The sequence below is a fragment of the Ensifer adhaerens genome, from assembly GCF_013283195.1.
Taxonomy (GTDB): Bacteria; Pseudomonadota; Alphaproteobacteria; order Rhizobiales; family Rhizobiaceae; genus Ensifer; species Ensifer adhaerens_G.
Genome location: NZ_JABEKT010000001.1, coordinates 941782 through 964360 on the forward strand (window position 1 = coordinate 941782; position 22579 = coordinate 964360).

Annotated in this window: 19 protein-coding genes; 9 read left to right on the forward strand and 10 right to left on the reverse strand. The window is 63.7% G+C overall.

All coding sequences use genetic code 11. From position 1 onward, the window contains the following. Positions 1-78 precede the first annotated feature (78 nt). The gene (locus LPJGGPFB_RS04445) at positions 79-552 is read left to right on the forward strand and encodes an SRPBCC family protein (RefSeq protein ID WP_173418917.1); all 474 of its coding nucleotides are present in this window, start codon (positions 79-81) and stop codon (positions 550-552) included. A gap of 18 nt (positions 553-570) precedes the next feature. Here LPJGGPFB_RS04445 and LPJGGPFB_RS04450 read toward each other — a convergent pair whose 3' ends face one another. Continuing rightward, positions 571-1152: a LysE family translocator gene (locus LPJGGPFB_RS04450; protein WP_173418918.1), complete on the reverse strand. Its 582-nt coding sequence runs from the start codon at positions 1150-1152 to the stop codon at positions 571-573. Positions 1153-1456: 304 nt separating this feature from the next. Here LPJGGPFB_RS04450 and LPJGGPFB_RS04455 point away from each other — a divergent pair, with 304 nt between their 5' ends. Beyond that, positions 1457-2359 (forward strand): DMT family transporter, encoded by a 903-nt coding sequence (locus LPJGGPFB_RS04455; RefSeq protein WP_173418919.1) that lies wholly within the window; start codon positions 1457-1459, stop codon positions 2357-2359. 59 nt (positions 2360-2418) lie between these two features. Here the strand turns inward: LPJGGPFB_RS04455 and LPJGGPFB_RS04460 are convergent, their stop codons facing one another. Further along, entirely contained in the window at positions 2419-3255 is an 837-nt protein-coding gene (locus LPJGGPFB_RS04460) for a methyltransferase domain-containing protein (RefSeq protein WP_173418920.1), read from the reverse strand. Positions 3256-3458: 203 nt separating this feature from the next. After that, positions 3459-4091: a TetR/AcrR family transcriptional regulator gene (locus LPJGGPFB_RS04465; protein WP_173418921.1), complete on the reverse strand. Its 633-nt coding sequence runs from the start codon at positions 4089-4091 to the stop codon at positions 3459-3461. A gap of 99 nt (positions 4092-4190) precedes the next feature. Here LPJGGPFB_RS04465 and LPJGGPFB_RS04470 point away from each other — a divergent pair, with 99 nt between their 5' ends. Then, positions 4191-4889 carry a DAPG hydrolase family protein gene (locus LPJGGPFB_RS04470; protein ID WP_173418922.1) on the forward strand — a complete coding sequence of 233 codons (699 nt, stop codon included), beginning with the start codon at positions 4191-4193 and terminating at the stop codon, positions 4887-4889. A gap of 78 nt (positions 4890-4967) precedes the next feature. Here LPJGGPFB_RS04470 and LPJGGPFB_RS04475 read toward each other — a convergent pair whose 3' ends face one another. From LPJGGPFB_RS04475 to LPJGGPFB_RS04490, 4 genes are all read right to left on the reverse strand, one after another. Further along, positions 4968-7184: an FAD-dependent oxidoreductase gene (locus LPJGGPFB_RS04475; protein WP_173418923.1), complete on the reverse strand. Its 2217-nt coding sequence runs from the start codon at positions 7182-7184 to the stop codon at positions 4968-4970. A gap of 11 nt (positions 7185-7195) precedes the next feature. Beyond that, positions 7196-7609, reverse strand: coding sequence for a YbaY family lipoprotein (locus LPJGGPFB_RS04480; protein ID WP_173418924.1), 414 nt, complete (start codon positions 7607-7609; stop codon positions 7196-7198). 2 nt (positions 7610-7611) lie between these two features. Beyond that, on the reverse strand, positions 7612-8820 hold the full coding sequence (locus tag LPJGGPFB_RS04485; RefSeq protein WP_077502872.1) for an acetyl-CoA C-acetyltransferase: 1209 nt from the start codon (positions 8818-8820) through the stop codon (positions 7612-7614). A 64-nt stretch (positions 8821-8884) separates the two neighbouring features. Further along, complete coding sequence (locus LPJGGPFB_RS04490) at positions 8885-10681, reverse strand: acyl-CoA dehydrogenase C-terminal domain-containing protein (protein WP_173418925.1); 1797 nt, start codon at positions 10679-10681, stop codon at positions 8885-8887. A 433-nt stretch (positions 10682-11114) separates the two neighbouring features. Between LPJGGPFB_RS04490 and LPJGGPFB_RS04495 the strand changes: the two genes are divergently transcribed. The 4 genes from LPJGGPFB_RS04495 (at position 11115) to LPJGGPFB_RS04510 (ending at position 17280) form a co-directional block, all read left to right on the forward strand. Then, a complete protein-coding gene (locus LPJGGPFB_RS04495) occupies positions 11115-14882 on the forward strand; it encodes a peptidoglycan-binding protein (RefSeq protein WP_173418926.1) in 3768 nt (1255 codons plus the stop codon). A gap of 247 nt (positions 14883-15129) precedes the next feature. Continuing rightward, positions 15130-16056: a sulfite exporter TauE/SafE family protein gene (locus LPJGGPFB_RS04500; protein ID WP_173418927.1), complete on the forward strand. Its 927-nt coding sequence runs from the start codon at positions 15130-15132 to the stop codon at positions 16054-16056. Beyond that, a complete protein-coding gene (locus LPJGGPFB_RS04505) occupies positions 16056-16859 on the forward strand; it encodes a TIGR02186 family protein (RefSeq protein WP_173418928.1) in 804 nt (267 codons plus the stop codon). The genes LPJGGPFB_RS04500 and LPJGGPFB_RS04505 overlap by 1 nt, the downstream gene beginning before the upstream one ends. Before the next feature lie 184 nt (positions 16860-17043). Next, the gene (locus tag LPJGGPFB_RS04510; RefSeq protein ID WP_053248765.1) at positions 17044-17280 is read left to right on the forward strand and encodes an Lrp/AsnC ligand binding domain-containing protein; all 237 of its coding nucleotides are present in this window, start codon (positions 17044-17046) and stop codon (positions 17278-17280) included. A gap of 7 nt (positions 17281-17287) precedes the next feature. Here LPJGGPFB_RS04510 and pdeM read toward each other — a convergent pair whose 3' ends face one another. Both pdeM and LPJGGPFB_RS04520 read right to left on the reverse strand, forming a co-directional pair. Continuing rightward, positions 17288-18013, reverse strand: a complete 726-nt coding sequence (pdeM, locus tag LPJGGPFB_RS04515) for a ligase-associated DNA damage response endonuclease PdeM (protein ID WP_173418929.1) — start codon at positions 18011-18013, stop codon at positions 17288-17290. Positions 18014-18163: 150 nt separating this feature from the next. Further along, positions 18164-20707: a ligase-associated DNA damage response DEXH box helicase gene (locus tag LPJGGPFB_RS04520; protein WP_427858198.1), complete on the reverse strand. Its 2544-nt coding sequence runs from the start codon at positions 20705-20707 to the stop codon at positions 18164-18166. 110 nt (positions 20708-20817) lie between these two features. On the opposite strand from LPJGGPFB_RS04520, the gene LPJGGPFB_RS04525 reads away from it, so the two are divergent. After that, positions 20818-21321, forward strand: coding sequence for an Rrf2 family transcriptional regulator (locus LPJGGPFB_RS04525; RefSeq protein ID WP_173418931.1), 504 nt, complete (start codon positions 20818-20820; stop codon positions 21319-21321). A 32-nt stretch (positions 21322-21353) separates the two neighbouring features. Continuing rightward, positions 21354-21818: a carboxymuconolactone decarboxylase family protein gene (locus LPJGGPFB_RS04530; RefSeq protein WP_173418932.1), complete on the forward strand. Its 465-nt coding sequence runs from the start codon at positions 21354-21356 to the stop codon at positions 21816-21818. 65 nt (positions 21819-21883) lie between these two features. Here the strand turns inward: LPJGGPFB_RS04530 and LPJGGPFB_RS04535 are convergent, their stop codons facing one another. Beyond that, positions 21884-22519: a YitT family protein gene (locus tag LPJGGPFB_RS04535; RefSeq protein ID WP_173418933.1), complete on the reverse strand. Its 636-nt coding sequence runs from the start codon at positions 22517-22519 to the stop codon at positions 21884-21886. Positions 22520-22579 lie beyond the last annotated feature (60 nt).

Here is a 22579-nt window from a genome sequence, read left to right on the forward strand (position 1 = left end):
AGCAGTTTTCGATGGGGCGAATGCGGGCGATGGAACGCGTGCGCCGGCCCTTCAGGACGGAGCGTGGAGGAGACAATCATGAGCGTAAATTCCGTGGAACATGCGAGCTTCACCATCGAGCGGGTTTTCAAGGCGACGCCCGAGCAGGTCTTTCGTGCCTTTGCCGATCCGGCAGCGCACGACCGGTGGTTCGTCAAGGCCGATGGTTGGCCCGTTGCCGAATACAGCCACGACTTCCGCGTCGGCGGACGCGAGAGCGGCCGGTTCAGCAAGGACGGCAAGACCTTCTATACCAACGACACTATCTACCTGGACATCGTCGAGAACCGGCGCATCATCTCGGCCTATACAATGGCGGAGAACGAGCGGCGGATTTCTGCTTCGGTGGCAACGGTCGATATCCAGCCGCATGGTGCCGGCGCGCGCATCGTCTTCACCGAGCAGGCGGCCTTTCTCGACGGGTTCGACAAGGTTGAGTATCGCCGGCAAGGTTGGGAAGAATTGATCTCGGCGCTTGGCACCGAACTGGGCGAGGCTCAGGCTGCCGCCTGATCCGATTGGCGGCTCGTGTCAGGCGAGGGCGGCCAGCGCGCTGCCGGCAATGCCGAAGGAAAACACGGCGAGGCAGACGGCGGCAATGCGGCGCGGCAGACGCGACGTTCGCGCGCCACGCGAGAGCTGCACGAGCATCGCTCCGGCGCCGATCCAGAGCGAACCGCCGACAACGACCAGCAGCGAAAACCCGGCAATCCAGGGCAGCGTCGCTGCAAGGCCCGTCTGCGGCAGAAGCACCAGTGCCACGATCAGGGCCTTGGGATTGAGCAGCGTCGTCACGAACACGTGCCGAATGGTGATCTCGGTCGAGGTCCGGCTGTCGTCGCCGGTGGTCCAGAGTGCGTAGGCAAGGAAGAGCACCCAGCAGGCCGCAACGATCCTGAGCGCCAGCCCGATCTGCGGATGTGCCGCCAGAAACGGTGCCAGCAACGCCACGGCCGGAATGATCACCGAGAGATAGCCGCCGAGTTCGCCCAGAAGCAGCGGCGTCGAGCGCTTGAAGCCGGCGGATGCTCCCGAAAGCCAAAGCAACGTGTTGGTCGGGCCGGGTGTGGCCAGAAGCACGAGGGCGGCGAGGGTGAAGGCGAGCGGCTGCATCTTTGAAGACCCGGTTTCGCGGCAATAGAGCCGTCATCTACAACATTGCGCGTCAATCTGCATACCGTCCAGTTGGCGCGGGACTGAGACATTCTGCGGCACCCGGGACGGGCGACCCCGCCCCGTTTCTCCCTCTGTAGCGACGAGGTCGGCCCGAGGTCTTGATCTCCATCAAGTCCTGGCCGTAGCGCCACACCAAGATTTCGCGACAGGGCTGGCTGTCGGCACCTCTTCCACGCGCAACGGCGGCACGCTATCAGACGGGCGCTGCCGCCTTCTCTCCCGGCTGCCTTCGGGGTTTTCCATGAACAAGACAGTGCTTTCCGGCATCGTGATGACGACGTTTTCCTATTTCCTGTTCTCGCTGCAGGATGCGTCGGTCAAATGGCTGGTGGTCGGCTACTCGGTCTGGCAGATCCTGTTCACCCGCAGCATCACCATTCTCCTGCTTTGCCTGGTGATCGGCCGGGGCAAGCTCGTGCGCCGGGCGATCTCGTCGCCCGTCATCAAGCCGCTGTTCGTGCGCAACCTGTTGCTGCTCGCCGCCTGGCTCTCCTATTTCAATGCCGCCCGCGATCTCGGTCTCGCCGAGATGACGACGCTCTACTATGCCGCGCCGATCGTGGTGACGCTCTTGGCCGTGCCGATCCTGAAGGAAGACGTGCCGCCGATCCGCTGGTTCGCGGTGCTGCTCGGCTTCGTCGGCGTGTTGATTGCCTGCGATCCGCTCGGAACCGGCATGAAACTGTCTCTGCCGGTCTTCCTGGCGCTGATGGCCGCCGTCTTCTGGGCGATTGGCACGGTGATGCTGCGCAAGACCGCCCTTCAGGAAACGACGCTGACGCAGATGACGATCTCCAACGTCTTCTTCATCGGCATGACCGGTGTTGCCGTCGGCTTCTTCTGGACGCCGCCGGCGCTGTTCGACGTCGCGCTGATGGCGGGTACCGGCGTCATTGCCGGCATCGGGCAATATGCGATGTTTGAGGGCATGCGGCGGGCACCGATCTCGGTGATTGCCCCGTTCGAATACACCTCGCTCGTCTGGGCCTTCGGGCTCGGCTTCCTGATCTGGGGCGATATTCCCGCCACCAACGTCTTTGCCGGCGCCGGGCTGATCTTTATCGCGGGGGTGACGATCATCGTCGGCGAGCGTCTTGCGCATCGGCGTGCTGTTGCCGTTCAGGGTGTAGGCCCCCAGGCGTAACGGCCGACGCCTGCAGGCGTCGCATCAAAAAAGGAAAAGCAGCCGGGGCTTCTGGTCTTTCAGCGTCCCGAGGCCTCCCGCATGCCGGGAATATGACCGCTCACCCGGAAGAACAGGTGCGAGATGACTAGGACCGAGGGATCGGCGAGGTGCCGATCCAACGCCTGTAGTTCGACTTCGAGTTCGGCGCGGCCGATGAAGCCTTCATCGACAAGGCCCTCGCGGACATTGGCGATGAAATCGCGCAGGATCGGCCGCCGGTCATGCCCGGGCGGATAGACGTGGACGACCGCATCCGTGCTGAGCGCCTCGACGCCAGCCTCGCGGAAGAGCCGCTGTGTGCGGCGGCCGATATGCAGGTCGATGCCGCGCGCCGCCGAATACGCGACATAGGCGGCCAGAAGCCGATCCCAGGCGGCAAGCGGCGGATCGCAGACATGGGCGAGGAAATCGGCCTCGAAGCTGGCGATCCAGCCGCCCGGTTTCACCAGGGAAACCATCTCGCGCACGATGCGTTCCGGCTCGGGCACGTTTACGAGCACCAGGCGCATATGGGCACCATCGAAGGAACCGCGCGGCAGGCCGGTGGCGTAGGCGTCACCCTCTCGCACCTCGACCTGTCGCAAGGCATGGCTCGCGACGAACCGACGCGCCAGCTCGACGAAGTGGGCGTCGCGCTCGATGCCAAGCACAGAGCCGGTCGGCCCCACGCGTTTGCCGAGCAGGTGCAGCACGCCGCCGGGACCGCAGCCGAGATCGAGCACGCGTTCACCCGGTCGAATACCGATCCGCTCGAGCTGTTGGTCCGAGTCTGGGGCGAGATTGGCGATCTGCCGTTTCAACCGTTCTTCCTCGGGCCCGGCGCGTCCAAGCAGATAGAGATCAGGCTCGCTCATGGCGTCTCCCCCTCTGGTCGAGAGCAGGATGCGCCTGCACAATTCGCCCGTCAACGTTCGCGGCGTCGGCGGATTCTGGTTAGTGCGAAGGTCGTGGCGCACTGCTCGCGCGTGTCTCTGGGCCCGCAACTCCTTGCTCCGTTCGGAGGCCAAAGCCGCGTTGACGACAAACAAGCCGAGCGTCATGGCTTGCTCGTTTGGTCCTAGAGGCGCAGGAGCGCCAACGCCGCCTTGATCCGCGGACGGATATCCGTCGCCGGAACCGGGGCCACCAGACCGAGTGCCATGCGTCGCAGTGGTTCGGCGATCACCATGGACAGGATCAGGTCGCTCGCCATCGTCGCATCGGCCACATCGAGGAGGCCGCGCGCCTTGTGACGGGCGAGCCAGTCGGCCAGCAGCGCTCGCGAACGCTCGACCCCGTTGCGATCGTAGATCGAAAGGATCTCCTCTCGCGCCGGGATGTCACCGACGAGCAGCCGGAACAGTCCGACTGCGTCCTCGCAAAGCACCCGCTGCGCAATGGTCGACAGGATCGCCTCCAGGATCGCCGGCACCTCTTCGGCACTTGCCGCCTCGGTCGTGAAAGCGGGCAGGAACGTATCCGTCCAGTTTTTCACGATCAGGCCGAACAGCGCCTCACGATCGCCGGCAAAGCGGTAGACCGTCTTCTTGGCGACGCCGGCCTGTCTGGCGACCGCCTCCATCGTCATCGCGGCATAGCCGTGCTGGAGCATCAATTTCGTTGCGGCAGCGATCACGGCTGCGGCGAGTGCCTCTTCCGGCCTTGCCGGCCGGCCCCGTCGTTTTTGCGTCTCCGCCTCTGTCGTCGGCAAAGCATGGCTCCGTTTGACAAATCTCGCCGACAGGCATAGTGGATATTTAGGAAACGTTCAACGTTTCCTAAATGGATTTCTCACATAAGAGGATGAAACATGTCTGTCAGTACCGATCACGCCCGCGCCGGTATCGGCTTTGTCACCGACTTACTGGATCCTGCGCCGATGCGGCTCGAAACCGGCATCAGCCGGCTCGAGACCGGCGCCCTCGTGGTCGCCGTCAGGACCGAGCTTCCCGGCTGCAAGGGCCGAATGCTCGATTGGTGGTTCAAGCATTTCGACACAACGGAACATCTGTCCTGGTGGCACCCGCTCGATCACGTCGCCCACAACGGCTGGGACGCGCATCGCATCAAGGGAGAGCGTTATGTCGGCGCCACCATCCGCGCGGTCGAGAGTCTCGGCGATATTCCGCCGGTGCCCGCAGTCATCAAGTTTCATGAACCGGGCGAGGTTTTTGGTCAGAGAATGTTCGACCAGGCGATGACGACCGGCCGCGCCTCCGCCGCCGTTTACGCCCGCATTGGGTTCGGCGAGCAAGTGCGGCTGGATGAAAACGGCGATCCGCGCGACGGCCAGATGGTGCATGTCGTGCGCGATACCGACCAGGGCGCGGTGCTGCGCAGCCGCTTTGTTCTCGGCGTGGACGCTGGCGTAAGCCATCCTGTGCCGGATGCCATAGGCCTCGGCCTCCTGCAGCACTGCTACACCGAGTTCAGCTATCTCGCCAAAGTGCTGCCGTCGCTCTACTGGGCCGATCCGGCCAATCGCGCTGATGTGCCGGTATTGTGGTAGCCGAGGGCAGGTTATCCGTGCCCCGAAACGAAAACAGGCTCCGCGAGGAGCCTGTCTGCATGTTTGCCCAGAGGCTGCTTACGCCGCCTGCTTCTTTTCTCCATAGGGGTCGAAGCGGCCGTAGAAGGTCTCGCCACGCTCGGCCATTTCCTTCAAGAGCGCTGTCGGCTTGAAGTGGCTGCCATAGTCCTTGGCAAGCTTCTCGCACAGCGCGACGAAGGCCTTGGCGCCCATGCCGTCGATATAGGAGAGCGTGCCGCCGGTGTAGGGCGCAAAACCGAAGCCGAGGATCGAGCCGACGTCGGCTTCGCGCGGGTCGGTGACGATGCCTTCTTCCATGGTGCGGGCCGCTTCGAGCGCGATCGTTGCGAGGAAGCGGCTCTTCAGCACCTCGACATCGATCTTGTCGGCGTTCTTCTGCGGATAGAGCGTCTTCAGCTCCGGCCACAGATACTTCTTCGCCGGCTTTGCCGGATACTCGTAGAAGCCCTTGCCGTTCTTGCGGCCGCGGCGGTCGAGATCGTCGACCATCTTGTTGATCAGCGCCATGTGCTTGGGATCGACGGCCTTTTCACCGAGATCGGCGACGGTGGCCTTCAGGATCTTCTGGCTGAGGTCGATCGCCACTTCGTCGTTGAGCGACAGCGGCCCGACCGGCATGCCGGCCATCTTGGCGGCATTTTCGATCATCGCCGGCGGCACGCCTTCGATCAGCATGTCATAGGCTTCGTGGATGTAGCGGAAGACGCAGCGGTTGACGTAGAAGCCGCGCGTGTCATTGACGACGATCGGCGTCTTCTTGATCGCGGCGACATAGTCGAGGGCGACGGCGAGCGCCTTGTCGCCGGTTTCCTTGCCGAGGATCACTTCCGTTAGCATCATCTTTTCGACTGGCGAGAAGAAATGGATGCCGATGAACTGGCCGGCGCGCTTGGAGTTCTTCGCAAGGCCGGTGATCGGCAGCGTCGAGGTGTTGGATGCAAAGATCGTGCCTTCGCCGATCACAGCCTCGACCTTCTCGATCACGTCCTTCTTGACCTGGCGGTCTTCGAACACGGCTTCGACGACGAGGTCGACAGTCTTCAGGTCGTTGTAGTCGGCAGATGGCGTGATGCGGGAAAGCAGCGCTTCGCCCTCTTCCTTGGTCAGGCGGCCCTTGCCGACGGAATCCTTGACCAGGCCTTCCGAATGAGCCTTGCCCTTTTCGGCCGCTTCCATGTCGCGGTCGATCAGCGTCACGGCGATACCGGCGGCAGCGGTCACATAGGCGATCGAGGCGCCCATGAAGCCGGCGCCGACGACGCCCACATGCTTGAACTCGGATTTCGGCACGCCGGCGGGGCGGCGGGCGCCCTTGCCGAGTTCCTGCATCGAGACGAACAGCGAACGGATCATCGAGAAGGCTTCGGTCGTCTGCAGGATCTCGGTGAAGTAGCGCTGCTCGATCTTGAGCGCGGTGTCGAAGGGAACCTGCAGGCCTTCATAGACGCATTTGAGGATCGCGATGGCGCCGGGATAGTTGCCTTGCGTCTCGCGACGCAGGATGCCGGAAGCGGCCGGCCAGAGCTGGGCGGACGCCGGCGTCCAGATACCGCCGCCGGGCACCTTGTAGCCCTTTTCGTCCCAGGGCTGGACCGGCTTCAGGCCGTTCTTGATCATTGCCTTGGCGGCATCGACCAGCTTGTCGGGGTCGGCCACTTCATGCACCAGGCCCATCGCCTTGGCGCGGGCTGCCGTCAGCGACGAGCCTGTCGTCATCATCTGCAGCGCGTCCTGCGCATTGGTCAGGCGCGGCACGCGCTGGGTGCCGCCGGCGCCCGGGAAAATGCCGACCTTGACTTCCGGCAGCGCGATCTTGACCGACTTGGAGTTCGAGGCGACACGGCCGTGGCAGGCGAGCGAAAGCTCGAAGGCGCCGCCCATGCAGGTGCCGTTGATCGCCGAAACCCATGGCTTGCCGCAGGTTTCGAGCTTGCGGAAGAGACCGGTCATCCGGCCGACGAGGTCGAAAAGCTTCTGGGCGGCATTGGCCGGATCCTTCTTCTTTTCTTCCTGCTGGAAGGTGAACATCGACTTGATCATCGAAAGGTCAGCGCCGCCGGAGAACGACGACTTGCCCGACGTGAAGACGACGCCCTTGACGGCGGCATCGGCCGTCGTCGCGTCGACGATGGCGTTCAGCTCTTCCATCACCTCCTGGGTGAAGACGTTCATCGACTTCTCGGGCATGTCCCAGGTGACAAGGGTTATGCCGTCGGCATCGGTCTCGATCTTGAAATTGGTATAATTCGTCATGGTTCTCCCCCTCAGTAGAGAATGGGTTCGATGCGCAGCGAGATGTTCGATCCGCCGCTGTAACGTTGTTTGGTGGTGTTGGTGGCGATCAGCCTGCCGTCGCGCTCGACGCGGATGGTGAAGCCCGCATCGACCGCCTTGTCGAGTTCGGGTTTCGGCACCTGCAGCACAAAGGGCACGCGGTTCGCCTTGCCGTCGCTCGACACGGAAGTCTCGGCAATCAGCTTGGCGGCCACATCCATCACGCCCTGCTCCTCGAGCCGGATGGTGACGGTGCCGGCCGGAACCGGGCCATTGGCGACATTGGTGATCGCACCGGTCAGCGTGAAGCTGTCGCCGCCTTCCTCCTCGTCGGACACGCAAGCCGAGACTGCAAGCAGCCCCAGGCTCATCAGTCCGAGAAGTGTGCGGCGGGTCGCATCCATCGTCAGACCCTTTCGATGATCGTGGCGGTGCCCATGCCAGCGCCGATGCACAGCGTCACCAGCGCGGTGTTGAGATCGCGCCGCTCCAGCTCGTCGAGCACGGTGCCGAGGATCATTGCGCCGGTCGCGCCGAGTGGATGGCCCATGGCGATCGCGCCGCCGTTGACGTTGATCTTGTCGTGCGGAATGTCGAAGGCCTGCATGTAGCGCAGCACGACCGCGGCGAAGGCCTCGTTGAGCTCGAAGAGGTCGATGTCGGAGAGCTTCATGTCGGCGCGCTTGAGCAGCTTCTCGGTCACATCGACCGGGCCGGTCAGCATCAGCGCCGGATCGGAGCCGATATTGGCGAAAGCGCGGATGCGGGCGCGGGGTTTGAGCCCCATGCTTTCGCCGCCGGCCTTGGAGCCGAGCAGCACGGCGGCAGCACCGTCGACGATGCCCGAGGAGTTGCCGGCATGGTGCACGTAGTTGATCTTCTCGATTTCCGGATGTGCCTGGATCCCGACGGCTTCAAAGCCGCCCATTTCGCCCGGCATCTGGAACGACGGGTTGAGCGAGGCGAGCGCCTGCATGTCGGTGCCGGGACGCATGTGCTCGTCGCGGTCGAGAATGGTGAGGCCGTTCTGGTCCTTGAACGGCACGACCGATTTCTTGAAGTAGCCCTTTTCCCAGGAATGGGCGGCGCGCTTCTGGCTTTCGACGGCATAGGCATCGACGTCGTCGCGGCTGAAACCGTATTTGGTGGCGATCAGGTCGGCGGATACGCCCTGCGGCATGAAATAGCCCGGCAGGTTGACGGAGGGATCCATGAACCAGGCGCCGCCGGACATGCCGAGACCGACGCGCGACATCGATTCGACGCCGCCGGCAATGACAATATCGTCGGCGCCCTGGGCGATCTTCGCCGCGCCGAAGTTGACGGCATCGAGACCCGATGCGCAGAAGCGCGAGATCTGCATGCCCGGCGCGCGGGTGGAGTAACCTGCCTCGAAGGCGGCTGCCTTCGGGATCACCGCGCCCGCATCCATCACCGGATCGACGCAGCCCATGATGATGTCGTCGACGGTCGCCGTATCGAGCCCGTTGCGGTCACGCACGGCCTCCAGCATCTTGGCCGCAAGGCGAACGGACGGCACTTCGTGCAGCGATCCGTCCTTCTTGCCACGGCCGCGCGGCGTGCGCACGTGGTCGTAAACGAAGACTTTCGTCATGTCTCATCTCCCTTTCGGCAGCACCATCCGGTGCCGCCCGTCAAACAGTTTGAAATCGAACGGCTCAGAACGCGGCCGCGTCGAGCGCCATCACGGTGTCGGCGCCGGTCTCGATGCGGGCCTTGCGCAGCGCCGTTTCCGGCAGGATCCTTTCCATGAAGAAGGTCGCGGTGATCAGCTTGTTCTTCAGATAGTCCGCGCGTGCTGTTTCGCCAGAGGCCAGTTTTTCCTCTGCCGTCTTGGCGATCTTCGCCCACATGTAGCCGAGCACCACGAGGCCGAAGAGGTGCATGTAGTCGGTCGAGCCGGCACCCGCATTGTCGGGCTTGGCCATGGCGTTCTGCATGAACCACATCGTGGATGCCTGCAGGTCGTTGAGGCCCTTCTTCAGCGCCTTGGTATAGGTGGCGAGCTTCTCGTTGCCGCGGTTCGCCTCGCAGAAATCGCCGATTTCCTTGAACAGCGCCATGACGGCGCGGCCGCCGTTCAAGCCCAGCTTGCGGCCGACGAGGTCGAGCGCCTGGATGCCGTTGGCACCTTCGTAGATCATCGCGATGCGGGCATCGCGGACATACTGGCTCATGCCATGCTCTTCGATGTAGCCGTGGCCGCCGAACATTTGCTGCGCCATGACCGCGTGGTCGAAGCCTTTGTCGGTCAGCACGCCCTTGAGGATCGGCGTCATCAGGCCGAGGATGTCGTCGGCCGACTGGCGGTCCGCCTCGTTGTCGGAACGGTGGGCGATATCGGACTTGAGCGCGGTCCAGAGCGTGAAGGCGCGGCCCGCTTCGTTGAAAGCGCGGATCGTCATCAGCGTGCGGCGCACGTCCGGATGGACGATGATCGGATCGGCCTTCTTGTCGGGCGCCTTCGGGCCGGAAAGCGAGCGGCCCTGGATGCGGTCGCGGGCATAGTTGGCGGCGTTCTGGTAGGCGGTTTCGGCGATCGACAGGCCCTGGAGGCCAACGCCGAGCCGGGCTTCGTTCATCATCACGAACATGGCGTTGAGGCCCTTGTTCTCCGTGCCGATGAGGTAGCCCTCGGCTTCGTCATAGTTCATGACGCAGGTCGAGTTGCCGTGGATGCCCATCTTGTGCTCGATGGCGCCACAGGAAACGCCATTCCGCTCGCCCGGTTCGCCGTCACCGTTCAACTTGAACTTCGGCACGATGAACAGCGAAATGCCCTTCACGCCTTCCGGCGCGCCCTCGATACGGGCGAGCACCAGGTGGATGATGTTGTCCGACATGTCGTGTTCACCGGCGGAGATGAAGATCTTCTGGCCGGAAATCTTGTAGGCGCCGTTCCCATTTGGAACGGCCTTGCTGCGCAGGAGACCGAGGTCGGTGCCGCAATGCGGCTCCGTCAGGTTCATGGTGCCGGTCCAGGTGCCGTCCACCATCTTCGGCAGATAGGCCTGCTTCTGCTCATCAGAGCCGTGCACCAGGATCGCGGCGATCGCGCCCTGGGTGAGGCCGGGATACATCGTCAGCGCCATGTTGGCGGAAGACATGTATTCGCCGACGGCGGTGTGCAGCGTGTAGGGCAGGCCCTGGCCGCCGAATTCCTCCGGCACGGAAAGCCCGAGCCAGCCGCCTTCGCGGTAGAGGTCGAAGGCCTGCTTGAAGCCCTTGGGCACGCTGACCGAACCGTCCTCACGCCGCTTGCAACCTTCCTGGTCGCCGGAAAGGTTGACTGGGAACAGCACTTCTTCCGCAAGCTTGGCAGCTTCGCCGACGATCGCCTCGATCATGTCGGGCGTCGCATCGGCAAAGCCGGGCAGGTTGTTGTATCGCTCGATGCCGAGCACGTCGTTCAGAATGAAGAGGGTATCGTCGACCGGTGCCTTGTAGGTGGGCATTCTTTCCTCGCCTTTTTCGCTTTCGGATCGCCGCCTCCACGTGGCCGACGTCCGGTTGCAACATGCCGGATGCACCGCCATCGAAGGGCGGCCTCGCATCGTTGGCAGGATGCTACAAAATTTTGACGTTTGCGTAAACGTCAAAAATACCGCCCGATCGAAGTTTCGTTTTTCGCTGGTCGGGCGCTGAAGTCGCTGCCACGCCGCACTCTCCATCGCCTACCCCTGCCAAATCGTTAAAAAATCCGCAGCGGTTAACCGGTTGTTTACCACGTTTAATGAAAGGTGCGTGTTGAGATGGTCAAAGCTGCAACCGGTCCGGTCCTCGCATTGTTGTAGCTTTGCCCACGTCGGAAGTGCCGCAGGGGTGAAGGAAGCCGTTTCCTTCCGTGGCGACTTTCGAGATGGCCGACGGACAGGGGCGAAGAGCACAATGAATGGATCGCGATCAAATCCTCAGCGCGCTGGCACCCAGAGCTATGGCGAGCGACCCTCGCTGGACGCCCTGAACCGCACGATCGAGGGTCTGGAGGCCCGGATCGAAGGGTTGATGAACAGCGCGAGCCGTGAACAGCCGGCCCGTCCGGCCGAGCGCGAACGTGTCGCTCCCCGCGACATCCCGTCCCCGCGTGATGCCGTTTCCGAGATCATGCAGCGCCAGCGGGCCTTGAGCACGTCGCGCGAGCGGCCGCCTCTGAGAGACCGCGTGCCGCAGCGCGAGCCGGAACGCCTGGCCCATCGTGAGCCCGAGCGTTACGTCGACGATATCAGGTCGCAGCCTGCCCGCGCCCCCGTCGCCCGGCCACAAGCTGCCGTCAACGATATCGCCGAGGCGCTTGTCGGCCTGCGCCAGGATCTGAAGCGCGACATCACCGATGGCCTCACCCGCGAAATGAACTCCCTGCGCGCCGAAATTCGCGGCATCAAGGCGCAGGCCGAGGATCACAGCTTCGCCGAGGACGTGCGCGGCGACATGCAGCGCCTTGCCGACAGCATCCAGCAGCTCGGCCGCCAGGCATCGCCCGCCCAGGCCGATGCGCTGCGTGGCGATTTCGACGATCTGCGCACGATGATCGACGGGTTGGCGCGCGAAGACAGCGTTCGCCGGATGGAAAGCCGCTGGAACGGCGTCGAGGATCGGCTGATCGCCTTCGATCAGAACCGCGATGACGAGCTGGTGGCGCTGGCCTACAGGCTCGACGAAATCAAGTCGCAGATTGGTGCGCTCGGCAACAGCTCTGCAGTCGACGTGCTTGAAGACAAGATGATCGCGGTTGCCCAGGCAATCGAGATGCTCGGCCGCCAGATACAGCCCGATGACCGTCGTCTGGTGTCGCAGTTTGCCGATCTGGATGCGCGCCTCGACGAAATCAGCCGGGCGATCGCCGCCAACAGCCGCACCGCCAGCAGCGCGGACAGCGGGTTTACCAATCGCCTGGAGAGCCGCCTTGGCGATCTCTCGCGGCAGATCGACGGCCTTTCACGCCCAGTTGACACCGGTCTTGGTGCCCGCCTGGAGGCGCTGGCTGCCCGCGTCGAGGATCTCGCCAGCGAGAAAGCGGCCGCCGGCCTCGAAGAGCGCCTGGATCAGCTTTCCCTGATGATGGAGCGCAGCCACCGCAACGCCCAGCCGGATCTGACCGGTTACCTCAACGACATTTCCCGCAAGATCGAGGCCCTCGACCAGGGCAGCGTCAACGACGCGCTGGCCGAGCGGCTCGACTATCTTGCCCGCCGCATCGACGACCTCGACACGCTGAGCGCCCAACCGGTCTCCGATCCGCGTTTCGACCGGCTGGAAGACCGTCTCGCCGGCATCGCCCAGCGGCTGGAAGAAACCTATGCGGCGCCCTTCGACGACCGCGCCGCCCTGCACAATCTCGAAGCGCAGATCGCCAATCTGTCGACCCTCGTCAGCCAGCCTCGTGCCGAGGCCGCTGCCATGCCGGTGGAATTCGAGAGCCGCATGAATGCGCTCGAAGATTATTTCGCCACCAGCGACGAGTACATCGTCGAGGCCGCCCGTCAGGCGGCCGAAGCGGTGATGGAGGCCTACTCCAAGCGCGGCATGCCGCAGTCGTCAGGTGGCGGCGATCTCGCGGCGATCTCGGCCCTCGCCGACGACCTGCGCACCCTTGAAGATCTGAGCCGCTCCAGCGAGGAGCGCACGGCGCGCACCTTCGAGGCGCTGCACGAAACCCTCGTTCATATCGCCGACAAGCTCGAGCGTATCGAGGGACGCGAGCCCGCCATGGCTTCGGCGCATTACGAGGCGCCGGTGGCGCGCGAAATGCCTGTCATGCCCAAGGCGATGCAGCCGGAATTCACCGATCCGTTCACGGGCGCCGACCTCGATGATCGCTATCAGGATCTGAAGCGCAATGTCCGCGCCCTGCAGGCGGAAGACGACGGCGTCATCGCCGCCGCGACCGCCTTTGCCGGCGACGACGGCCAGGTTTCGACCATCGAGCCCGATGGCGGGCGCGAACAGCCGGCTTCCCCCCGCACCGGCCTGCTTGCCGGTCTGACCCGGCGCTTCTCGGCAAAGCGCGCCGAACCGGCTCCGGAGCAGACAAGACAGCTGGTCGAGCCCGCCCCGTCCATCGACCCCTCGGAGATGCTTGCGCCGGAAGAGGCCAATCAGTTGCTGGAGCCCGGCTCCGGCGTTCCCGACGTCAAGAAGATCCTCGAGCGCGTGCGCGCCGGCCAGATGAACCGTGGCGGCAAACAACCTGCTGACGGCGACAAGGCCGACTTCATTGCAGCGGCCCGCCGGGCAGCACAGCTGGCGGTCGAGGAAGCCGATACGCTCAACAAGACCAAGGACGGTGGGGCTGCCAGCGGCATCGGTGGTGCCTTTGCCCGTCATCGCAGGCCGATCCTGATGGCCGTCGGCGCCGTGCTGCTGGCGATCATGTCCTATCCGCTCGTCGGCACCATGCTGAAGGGCAGCAATGCGCCCGCTGCCGAACCGGTGGCGATCATCGAACAGAACGCAAGCCCCGTCGTCGAGCAACCAGCTGTCGCCAAGCCAGCGGAGATCGCCGGCAACGAGGCGCCGGCAGCCGCCGCCGTTGCGACCCAAACACCGCTCGAGGCGTTGCCGCCACTTCCAGGCGCGGCGCTCGATGAGGTCGAGCAGTCGTCCAGCGCCGTCCAGACACCTGCCGTCTCGACCCTGCCGGCAGACACACCCGCATCGACGACGGTGGCTCACGAAGCGCAGGCTCCGCTGCTTCAGCCGGTGCCGGAGGTCAAGCAGCCGACGGCCGCTTCCACATTCCAGGCAGCCCCTGCCGATGCCACGCGGGCAGGAACCTTCGCGCCGGTCACTAAGCCCGCCGACGTCGTTCTGCCTGAGGGCTTCGGCCCCGTTGCACTGGTGACGGCTGCCAAGGGCGGCGACCCGCTGGCATTCTATGAAATCGGCGCGCGCTTCACCGAAGGTCGCGGCGTCAAGGAAGATCTGGCGGAAGCCGCCAAATGGTATCAGCGCGCTGCCGACGCCGGGGTCACCCCGGCCGATTATCGCCTTGCCAGCATGTACGAAAAAGGCTCCGGCCTGACGCGCGACGCGGCCAAGGCCAAGGCCCTTTATCTGAAGGCCGCCGGTCAGGGCAACGCCAGCTCCATGCACAACCTCGCTGTCATGCTGGCCAGCGGTCGCGATGGTGCGCCGGATTTCGCCGAGGCGACAAAGTGGTTCGCCAAGGCGGCCGAACTCGGCGTTCGCGACAGCCAGTTCAACCTCGCTGTCCTCTATGCCCGCGGCAATGGCGTGCCGCAGGATCTCGAATCTTCCTACAAGTGGTTTGCCGCTGCCGCCCGCGAGGGCGATCTCGACGCAGCCGCCAAGCGCGACGAAGTCGCCAAGGCGATGAAACCCGAGCAGCTTTCGAGCGCCAAGGCCAAGGCTGACGCCTGGAAGCCGCAGGCGGTCGACGCCAAGGCGAACACGGTTGACGTGCCGGATGCCTGGGTCGGCCCGGCCAACAAGACCGCCTCGATCGACATGAGCAAGGCCATCCGCAACATTCAGGCGATCCTCAACAACAACGGCTTCGACGCCGGCAAGCCGGACGGCCAGATGGGCAAGAAGACGGTTGCCGCGATCAAGGCTTTCCAGACATCCGTCGGCCAGGAGCCGACAGGTGAAATCACCGACCAGCTGGTGAAGGAATTGCTCAAGCGCAATTCCTGATCCGGCAGGGTTCGACGCCGCAATAAAGCCGCAGAACCGGGCCACAGGCTCTGCGGAGCCGAAGCTGTCCGCCATGTCGCTGAAAAGGTTGACAGCTCCGGTTGAGGAGCGCATGACGGAAGCCTATGCCACCTCGCCTTCGGGAGGGGTGTCGGCTTTCTAAGATAATCCCCCTTCTGTGGTGAATAGCTTGCCACTGTGACGTTTTCGCCCGCGCCGCGGGCCGTTGGCATATCGAGGTCCCGGCGTGTCGATCTATCTGCCCATCGCAGAGTTGTCGGTGAACATACTCATCATCCTCGGCATGGGTGCGGCCGTTGGCTTTCTGTCGGGCATGTTCGGTGTCGGCGGCGGATTCCTGATCACGCCTCTCCTGATCTTCTACAACATCCCTCCCGTCGTCGCCGTTGCGACCGGCGCCAACCAGGTTGTGGCCTCCTCGATCTCCGGTGCCATCACCCACTTCCGCCGCGGCACGATCGACATCAAGCTCGGCACGGTGCTCTTATGCGGCGGTCTGGCGGGTGCGACGGTCGGCGTCTGGTTGTTCTCGCTGCTCCGCCGCGTCGGCCAGCTCGATCTCGTCATCTCGCTGCTCTATGTTGTACTGCTCGGTTCGGTCGGCAGCCTGATGCTGTGGGAGAGCGTGCGTGCCATGCGCAAGGCGGCCAACAACCAGGCGACACCGCTTCGCCGTCCCGGGCAGCACAATTGGGTGCACCGGTTGCCGCTGAAGATGCGGTTCAAGAAATCGAAGATCTATCTGAGCGTCATTCCCGTCGCGACCCTCGGCTTCTGCATCGGCATCCTGACGTCGGTCATGGGTGTCGGCGGTGGCTTCATCATGGTACCGGCGATGATCTATCTGCTGCGCATCCCGACCAACGTCGTCGTCGGCACCTCGCTTTTCCAGATCATCTTCGTCTCCGCCTACACGGTCATCGTCCAGGCCTCGACCAACTACACCGTCGATATCGTTCTTGCCTTCGTGCTGATGATCGCAGGTGTTATCGGCGCGCAATATGGCGTTCGCGTCGGCCAGAAGCTGCGCGGCGAGCAGCTGCGCGCGTTGCTGGCGCTGCTCGTGCTTGCCGTCGGCATCCGCCTGGCGATCGAACTGGTCATTCCGCCGAAGGACGTCTACTCCGTCGTATCCGCGGGGTTCGGCTTCTGATGCTCCGTCTCGCTCGCATCGTCCTTGCTGTCACGACGTTCGCCTTCGCCGCTCCGACCTTCGCCCAGCTGCAGGACGAGAATGCCAACGACTTCACCGAAAAGCTGGAGATCGGCATCTCGACTGACGAGATCGCCATTACCTCGGATTTCCGCGGCGCCGACCTGACGATTTTCGGTGCGGTCGACGGCTTCGACCCCAACCTGCTGGCGCAGGGCAAGTACAACATCATCGTCTCGCTCGAGGGCCCGAAGGACAATGCGACGGTGCGCAAAAAAGAGCGCGTCTTCGGCATCTGGGTAAACACCAGCTCCATGACCTTCGAGCTGGTGCCGGAATCCTATTCGCTGTCGAGCACGCGTGACATCGAGACCATCGCGCCCCCGGGCGAGATGGGCAACATGGGCATCGGCGTCGACCATATGCGGCTGGTGCCGCTCGGTTTCGTCGGCGACGGCAGCAATCTCGGCGAATTCCGCAATGCCTTCCGCCGTATCCGCGAGACCAGCGGCGTCTATGAGCGCGATCCGGGCGGCGTGCAATTCATCAGCTCCAGCCTGTTCAAGGCATCGGTGCGCCTGCCGGCCAACGTGCCCAACGGCGTGCATGTCGTGCGCGCCTATCTCTTCCGCGACGGCACCTTCGTCGCCGCCAAGGCGCTGCCGCTCCGCGTGGTCAAGACGGGTGTGGAGCAGGTGATCACGCAGACAGCGCATGAGCAACCGTTCTTCTACGGCCTGTTTGCGGTGCTGCTCGCCGTCATCACCGGTTGGGGCGCAAGCCTGCTCTTCCGCAAGGATTAGTCCCTGAGGTCGCCGGCCGCCGTTCCCTTTTGTGCGATGGACGGCTAAAGAAGGCCTGCTGCATCTTTCCTTAAGTCGGAATCGATTTAAGGAGAAAATCATGCCGCAGGTCTAGAGTGCTACAGCGGCCTTGGTGCGTCATATTTGAAGCGCGGCGTTGTAGGGCAGAAACAGAGGAAATTCCATGAAACCGATTTTCGTCCAGTTGCAGTGCGCTCCCGGCAAGACCTACGAGGTTGCCGACGAGATCTACCGCAAGGAGATCGTTTCGGAAATGTATTCGACAAGCGGCGACTACGACCTCTTGCTCAAGATCTACATCGAAGAAGGCCAGGATATCGGCAAGTTCATCAACGACAACATCGCCACGGTTCCGGGAATCTCGCGGTCGCTGACGACGCTGACCTTCAACGCATTCTGACGGATGCTCAAGCGATCAGGTTCGTAAAGCGGACCGAATAGATCCGGTCGCGGCCGAGCATATGCGCGACCAGCCTGGCGCGGTCGAACAGGCCGGTCATCGCCCGATGGCGCAGGTCGAGACCGCCGGTAGTGACACCGAAGGCCGGCATCAGCATGCGCGTTCCGTCGGTGGCAAAACAGGCGCGCCGCACCGACTTCTCCCGCCGGACGACGGTTGCCGCCGGATGCAGATGGCCGGCGATTTCGCCCGCGGCCTCGCCTCGCGACGGTTCATGGCGAAAGATAAGACCGGCGTGCCGGAACTCGTCCAGCGAAATGCCGGGCAGGCAACAGGCGCCATCGGGGTCGTGGTTGCCGTTGATCCAGATCCATTCCCGCCCCATGGCCATCGCGGCGATCATGTGACGGAACGTCTCGGGCATGGCAACGGATCCGACCCGGTCATGAAAATTGTCGCCGAGGCTGATCACCAGTTTCGGATCGTGGCGGCTGATCGCCGCTTCCAGAACGCGCAAGGTGGCAAGCGTGTCGTAGGGCGGGAGCATCATGCCGCGTCGCGCGAAGGCCGCTCCCTTTTCCAGATGCAGATCGGAAACGACGAGTGTTCTCGTCTCGGGCAGATAGAGGCTGCCGAGCGGATCGCAGACCGCTTCGACGCCGTGGACGATGGCGCGCGCCGAAACCAGCGTGCTGTCTGCGGGAGCTGATAATGCGTGGGCCAGCCTGTGCATGCGTTTCTTCACTGTCCTTCCAGCGCCGCGCGTCGGATAGGACGCGCAAGGGACGCTGCAACATTTTGGATCTGCTGCCTACTTCCCTAGATCGGATCGGATTCAAGGAACTATGCAGTCGTGTGTTCACGAGAACACGGGGGGCGCATCCTATAGTGGTTCGGCGCCCATCGCCTCGTTGATCAGGTCGTCGGCGGCCTCCGATAGCAGGAAGTCCTGCGCCTCGCCCTGAACCGCCTCCTTGCCGATTTCGAGCATCACGGGCACGGCGAGCGGCGAAATCCGGTCGAGCCGGCGATGGGTGATGTGGCCCTTGATTCGCTTCAGCATATCCCCGAGACGGCCGATGTCCAAAAGCCCCGTTGCCGCATCGTTGCGCGTTGCCTCGAGCAGCAGGTGGTCGGGCTCGTGCGCGCGCAATACGTCGTAAATGAGGTCGGCCGAGACGGTCACCTGGCGGCCGGTCTTCTCCTTGCCGGGATGTCGCTGGTCGATCAGCCCGGCAATGACGGCGCAGTTGCGGAAGGTCCGCTTCAAGAGAAAGGATTCGTTCAACCAGGCTTCGAGATCGTCGCCGAGCATGTCCTCGTCGAAGAGGTCGGCAAGCGCTTTCCGCCGCAGCTGGAACGTCGCGCCGAGATCGTCCAGAGCCCAGACGGCAAGCGAGTAGTCGGTGGCGACGAAACCGAGCGGCTTCAGGCCGGCACGGTCGAGCCGGCGGGTGAGCAGCATGCCGAGCGTCTGGTGCGCCAGCCGTCCCTCGAAGGCGTAGATCACCATGTAGTGGCGGCTGCCGCGGGGAAAGGTCTCGATCAAAAGCTCGTCTTCGCGCGGCAGCATCGAGACATTCTTCTGCAGCGACAGCCAGTCGCGCACCTGTTCGGGCAGGGCCGCGCGCCGCGCCGGATCGGCGAGCATCTTGCGCACCTGCTCGGCGAGGTAGGTCGACAGCGGAAACTTACCGCCGGCATAGCTCGGCACCTTCGGGTCGAAGGAAAACGCCTGGCTGACGAGACACTCGCTTTCGCGGATGCCTTCGAAGCGCAGCACCTTGCCGGAAAACAGGAACGTATCGCCCTGCGACAGCATCTCGAGGAAATACTCCTCGACCTTGCCGAGCGACATGCCGCCACGGCCAAGCGAGCCGCGCTGGTTGCGCTTCACCATGCGCACGTTCAGCATCGGCGATTCGACGATGGTGCCGACATTGAGCCGGTATTGCTGTGCGACCAGCGGGTTGGAAACGCGAAAGAGGCCCTCCTTGGTCCTGCGGATACGGGCATAACGCTCATAGGTCTTCAGTGCATAGCCGCCGGTCGCGACGAAATCGATGACGCGCTCGAAGGTTTCCCAGGGAAGTGAGGCATAGGGCGAGGCGCTGGTGATCTCTTCGTACAGCGACAGCGGATCGAAGGGGGCTGCGCAGGCCATGCCGAGCACATGCTGGGCAAGCACGTCGAGCGCGCCCTTGCCGACAGGAGGCGTATCCTGCGCGCCGATATAGTTGGCGTCGAGGGCCGCCTGGCACTCCATCACCTCGAAGCGGTTGGCCGGCACCAGGATCGCCTTGGAAGGTTCGTCCATGCGGTGATTGGCGCGGCCGATGCGCTGGGCAAGTCGGCTTGCCCCCTTCGGTGCGCCGACATGGACGACGAGGTCGACATCTCCCCAGTCGATACCGAGGTCGAGCGTCGAGGTGGCAACGACCGCGCGCAGGCGGTTCTCCGACATCGCCGCCTCGACCTTGCGCCTCTGGGCGACATCGAGCGAGCCGTGATGAAGCGCGATCGGCAGGTTGTCTTCGTTGATGGTCCAGAGTTCCTGGAACAGAAGCTCCGCCTGACTGCGGGTGTTGACGAACAGCAGGGTGGTGCCGTGCTCCTTGATCGCTTCGTAGACATCCGCAATGGCGTAACGTGCCGAGTGTCCCGCCCAGGGCACGTGCTCGTCGGTGCGCAGGATGGAGATCTGCGGTTTGGCGCCGCCCTTGACGGTCACGAGGCCGGCCAGGCCGGCTGTGTCGGGCGACTGCGGCGCCAGCCAGTGCTGCAGATCCATCGGATCAGCAACCGTCGCCGAAAGCCCGATCGTCTGCAGCGACGGCGCCAGTCGGCGCAGCCGGGCAAGGCCGAGCGACAGCAGATGCCCACGCTTCGACGTGACCAGCGAATGCAGCTCGTCGAAGACGACGTAACGCAAATCCTTGAAGAAGCGCTCGGCCTCGCCGTTGGCAAGCAGCAGCGCCAATTGCTCCGGCGTCGTCAAGAGAATGTCGGGCGGGTTGAGTTTCTGGCGCTGGCGCTTGGCCTGCGGCGTGTCGCCGGTGCGGTTTTCGACGCGCACCGGCAGACCCATCTCGTCGACCGGCTTCATCAGATTGCGCTCGATATCGACGGCCAGCGCCTTCAGCGGCGAGAGATAGAGCGTGTGAATGCCCCTGAAGGCCGAGCCCGGCGGAATTTTTCCGCGACGGGTAAGGTCGACGAGGGAAGGGAGAAAGCCTGCGAGCGTCTTGCCCGCTCCGGTCGGCGCGATCAGAAGCGTGCTTTCGCCAGCCTCCGCCCGTGCCAGCAGTTCCAGCTGATGGGCGCGGGGTTGCCAGCCCTTTTCGCCGAACCAGCGAAGGAAAGGGGTGGGCAAGGTTAGCGCATCGCCTTGCGGGCGCGGGGAATCGATCCTGTTCACGGAGAACAAAGGTAGATCAAATCCGGCAAAAGAGAAGACCGGAGCCTGGGCGATCATGCGGCGATTGACCAGTTGTCGAATCGCGGATAAAAAATATCCATGATTAAGAGGGTGGGCGAATGAAACTCGGGGACGGTGTCGAGCAGGCAATCCACAGCGTGACCATGCTGAGCTGTCTTCAGCCCGGCAGCACGCTGTCGGCGGCAGCTCTTGCCGAATTTCATGGGGTGTCCACGAGCTATCTCCTGAAGCACCTGCAGGCGATGTCCGGGGCAGGGCTGCTTGAAGCGGTCCCCGGCCCGAAGGGCGGCTATCGGCTCGCTCGCCTTCCGGCAAAGATCAGCCTGCTCGATATCGTGCTCGCGGTCGAAGGGCCGGAACCGGCGTTCCGCTGCAACGAGATCCGATTGCGCGGTCCCAATCCCTATGCCTGCAAGCCGAAGGCGCCGTGCACGATCAACGTCGCGATGCTGAAAGCCGAGCAGGCTTACCGTGCCGAGCTTCGGCGCGTGACCATCGCCGACATCAAGCAAGATCTGGGCGCCCTGGACGACGGCAGCATCTCGGCGCGAACCAACACATTCCTGGCGGCCAACGAGCGCAAATCGGCCGCCGGCGCCTGAAACCTCGATCCAGCTACCTGAAGGAGAAGACCATGCATCCGCGTTTGAACCCCGTCAAAGCCGCCCCTGACGCTTACAAGGCTGCGGCCGCTTTCGACAACTACATCATCAAGGACTCAGGGCTGGAGCCGCGCCTGATCCACCTGATCAAGCTGCGCGCCTCGCAGATCAACGGCTGTGCCTATTGCATCGACATGCATGTGAAGGAGGCGCGCCATAGCGGCCTCAGCGAGCAATGGATCCACCTGATCTGCGCCTGGCGCGAATCGCCGATCTACGACGCCCGCGAACGCGCGGTGCTGGCCTGGACCGAAGCGCTCACCAACCTGGCCCAGACCGGCGCGCCCGACGCGGATTTCGAACCGCTGAAGGAGCATTTCGACGAGGCAGAGATTACCAAGATCACCATGGCCATCGGCGTCATCAATGTCTGGAACCGCGTTGCCGTCGGCTTCCGCTCGCAGCACCCGGTCGATGCACCGGCAAAGGCCGCCTGAGACCATCCATCATCGAACAACGAAAGCCCCGGTCCTGGATGCCGGGGCTTTTTCGTTTCGGCGTCTCAGAGTGCGATGTACCGATCGGCGCGGTGGTTGATGGCGACGAACAGGTTGAGCACGACCGCGCCGAGCACCGACCAGGCGACGACCGAGGGGCTGGTGACGCCGAAGGCGGCGACCAGAACGACCATGTCGATCGCCAGCTGCACCAGCCCGGCGCGAACGCCGAAGCGCTCCTGTAGATAAATGCCGAGAATGCCGACGCCGCCGAGGCTGGCGCGGTGGCGGTAGAGTGCCAGCAGGCCGTAGCCGAGAAGCAGTCCGCCGATGAGGGCCGCCCATGCCGGGTGGATGTCACCGATCTGGAACAGGCGCGACTGGATGTCGGTCAGGAACGAGGTCACGCCGATGGCGATGAAGGTCTTGACCGTGAAGGCCGGTCCGAGCCGTTTCCAGGAGAGATAGAAGAACGGCAGGTTGAGCAGGAAGAAGGCAAGGCCGAAGTTCACGCCCGTCGCATAATGCAAGAGGAAGGCGACGCCGGCAGTGCTGCCGGTGAGCAGGCCGGCGCTGGCGAGGAAATAAAGGCCGAGCGCTGCAATTAGGCTGCCGGAGAAAATACCCTGCAGGTCCTCGATCGGCGTGTGCCGGGTCGGGCTGGTGTTCCAAAGACCGAAAACGCTGCTGCTCAGAGCCATGGCAAAAACCTCGATTGCGATGGCCAAGCAATGCTGCAATGCACAAAAACAATCAAGAAA

Coding starts and splice junctions, on each gene's coding strand:
- LPJGGPFB_RS04510 (WP_053248765.1), top strand. CDS start 17,044: ATGAAACCGATTTTCGTCCAGTTGCAGTGCGCTCCCGGCAAGACCTAC.
- pdeM (WP_173418929.1), bottom strand. CDS start 18,013: ATGCACAGGCTGGCCCACGCATTATCAGCTCCCGCAGACAGCACGCTG.
- LPJGGPFB_RS04450 (WP_173418918.1), bottom strand. CDS start 1,152: ATGCAGCCGCTCGCCTTCACCCTCGCCGCCCTCGTGCTTCTGGCCACA.
- LPJGGPFB_RS04490 (WP_173418925.1), bottom strand. CDS start 10,681: ATGCCCACCTACAAGGCACCGGTCGACGATACCCTCTTCATTCTGAAC.
- LPJGGPFB_RS04455 (WP_173418919.1), top strand. CDS start 1,457: ATGAACAAGACAGTGCTTTCCGGCATCGTGATGACGACGTTTTCCTAT.
- LPJGGPFB_RS04485 (WP_077502872.1), bottom strand. CDS start 8,820: ATGACGAAAGTCTTCGTTTACGACCACGTGCGCACGCCGCGCGGCCGT.
- LPJGGPFB_RS04470 (WP_173418922.1), top strand. CDS start 4,191: ATGTCTGTCAGTACCGATCACGCCCGCGCCGGTATCGGCTTTGTCACC.
- LPJGGPFB_RS04445 (WP_173418917.1), top strand. CDS start 79: ATGAGCGTAAATTCCGTGGAACATGCGAGCTTCACCATCGAGCGGGTT.
- LPJGGPFB_RS04460 (WP_173418920.1), bottom strand. CDS start 3,255: ATGAGCGAGCCTGATCTCTATCTGCTTGGACGCGCCGGGCCCGAGGAA.
- LPJGGPFB_RS04530 (WP_173418932.1), top strand. CDS start 21,354: ATGCATCCGCGTTTGAACCCCGTCAAAGCCGCCCCTGACGCTTACAAG.
- LPJGGPFB_RS04535 (WP_173418933.1), bottom strand. CDS start 22,519: ATGGCTCTGAGCAGCAGCGTTTTCGGTCTTTGGAACACCAGCCCGACC.
- LPJGGPFB_RS04495 (WP_173418926.1), top strand. CDS start 11,115: ATGAATGGATCGCGATCAAATCCTCAGCGCGCTGGCACCCAGAGCTAT.
- LPJGGPFB_RS04505 (WP_173418928.1), top strand. CDS start 16,056: ATGCTCCGTCTCGCTCGCATCGTCCTTGCTGTCACGACGTTCGCCTTC.
- LPJGGPFB_RS04525 (WP_173418931.1), top strand. CDS start 20,818: ATGAAACTCGGGGACGGTGTCGAGCAGGCAATCCACAGCGTGACCATG.
- LPJGGPFB_RS04475 (WP_173418923.1), bottom strand. CDS start 7,184: ATGACGAATTATACCAATTTCAAGATCGAGACCGATGCCGACGGCATA.
- LPJGGPFB_RS04480 (WP_173418924.1), bottom strand. CDS start 7,609: ATGGATGCGACCCGCCGCACACTTCTCGGACTGATGAGCCTGGGGCTG.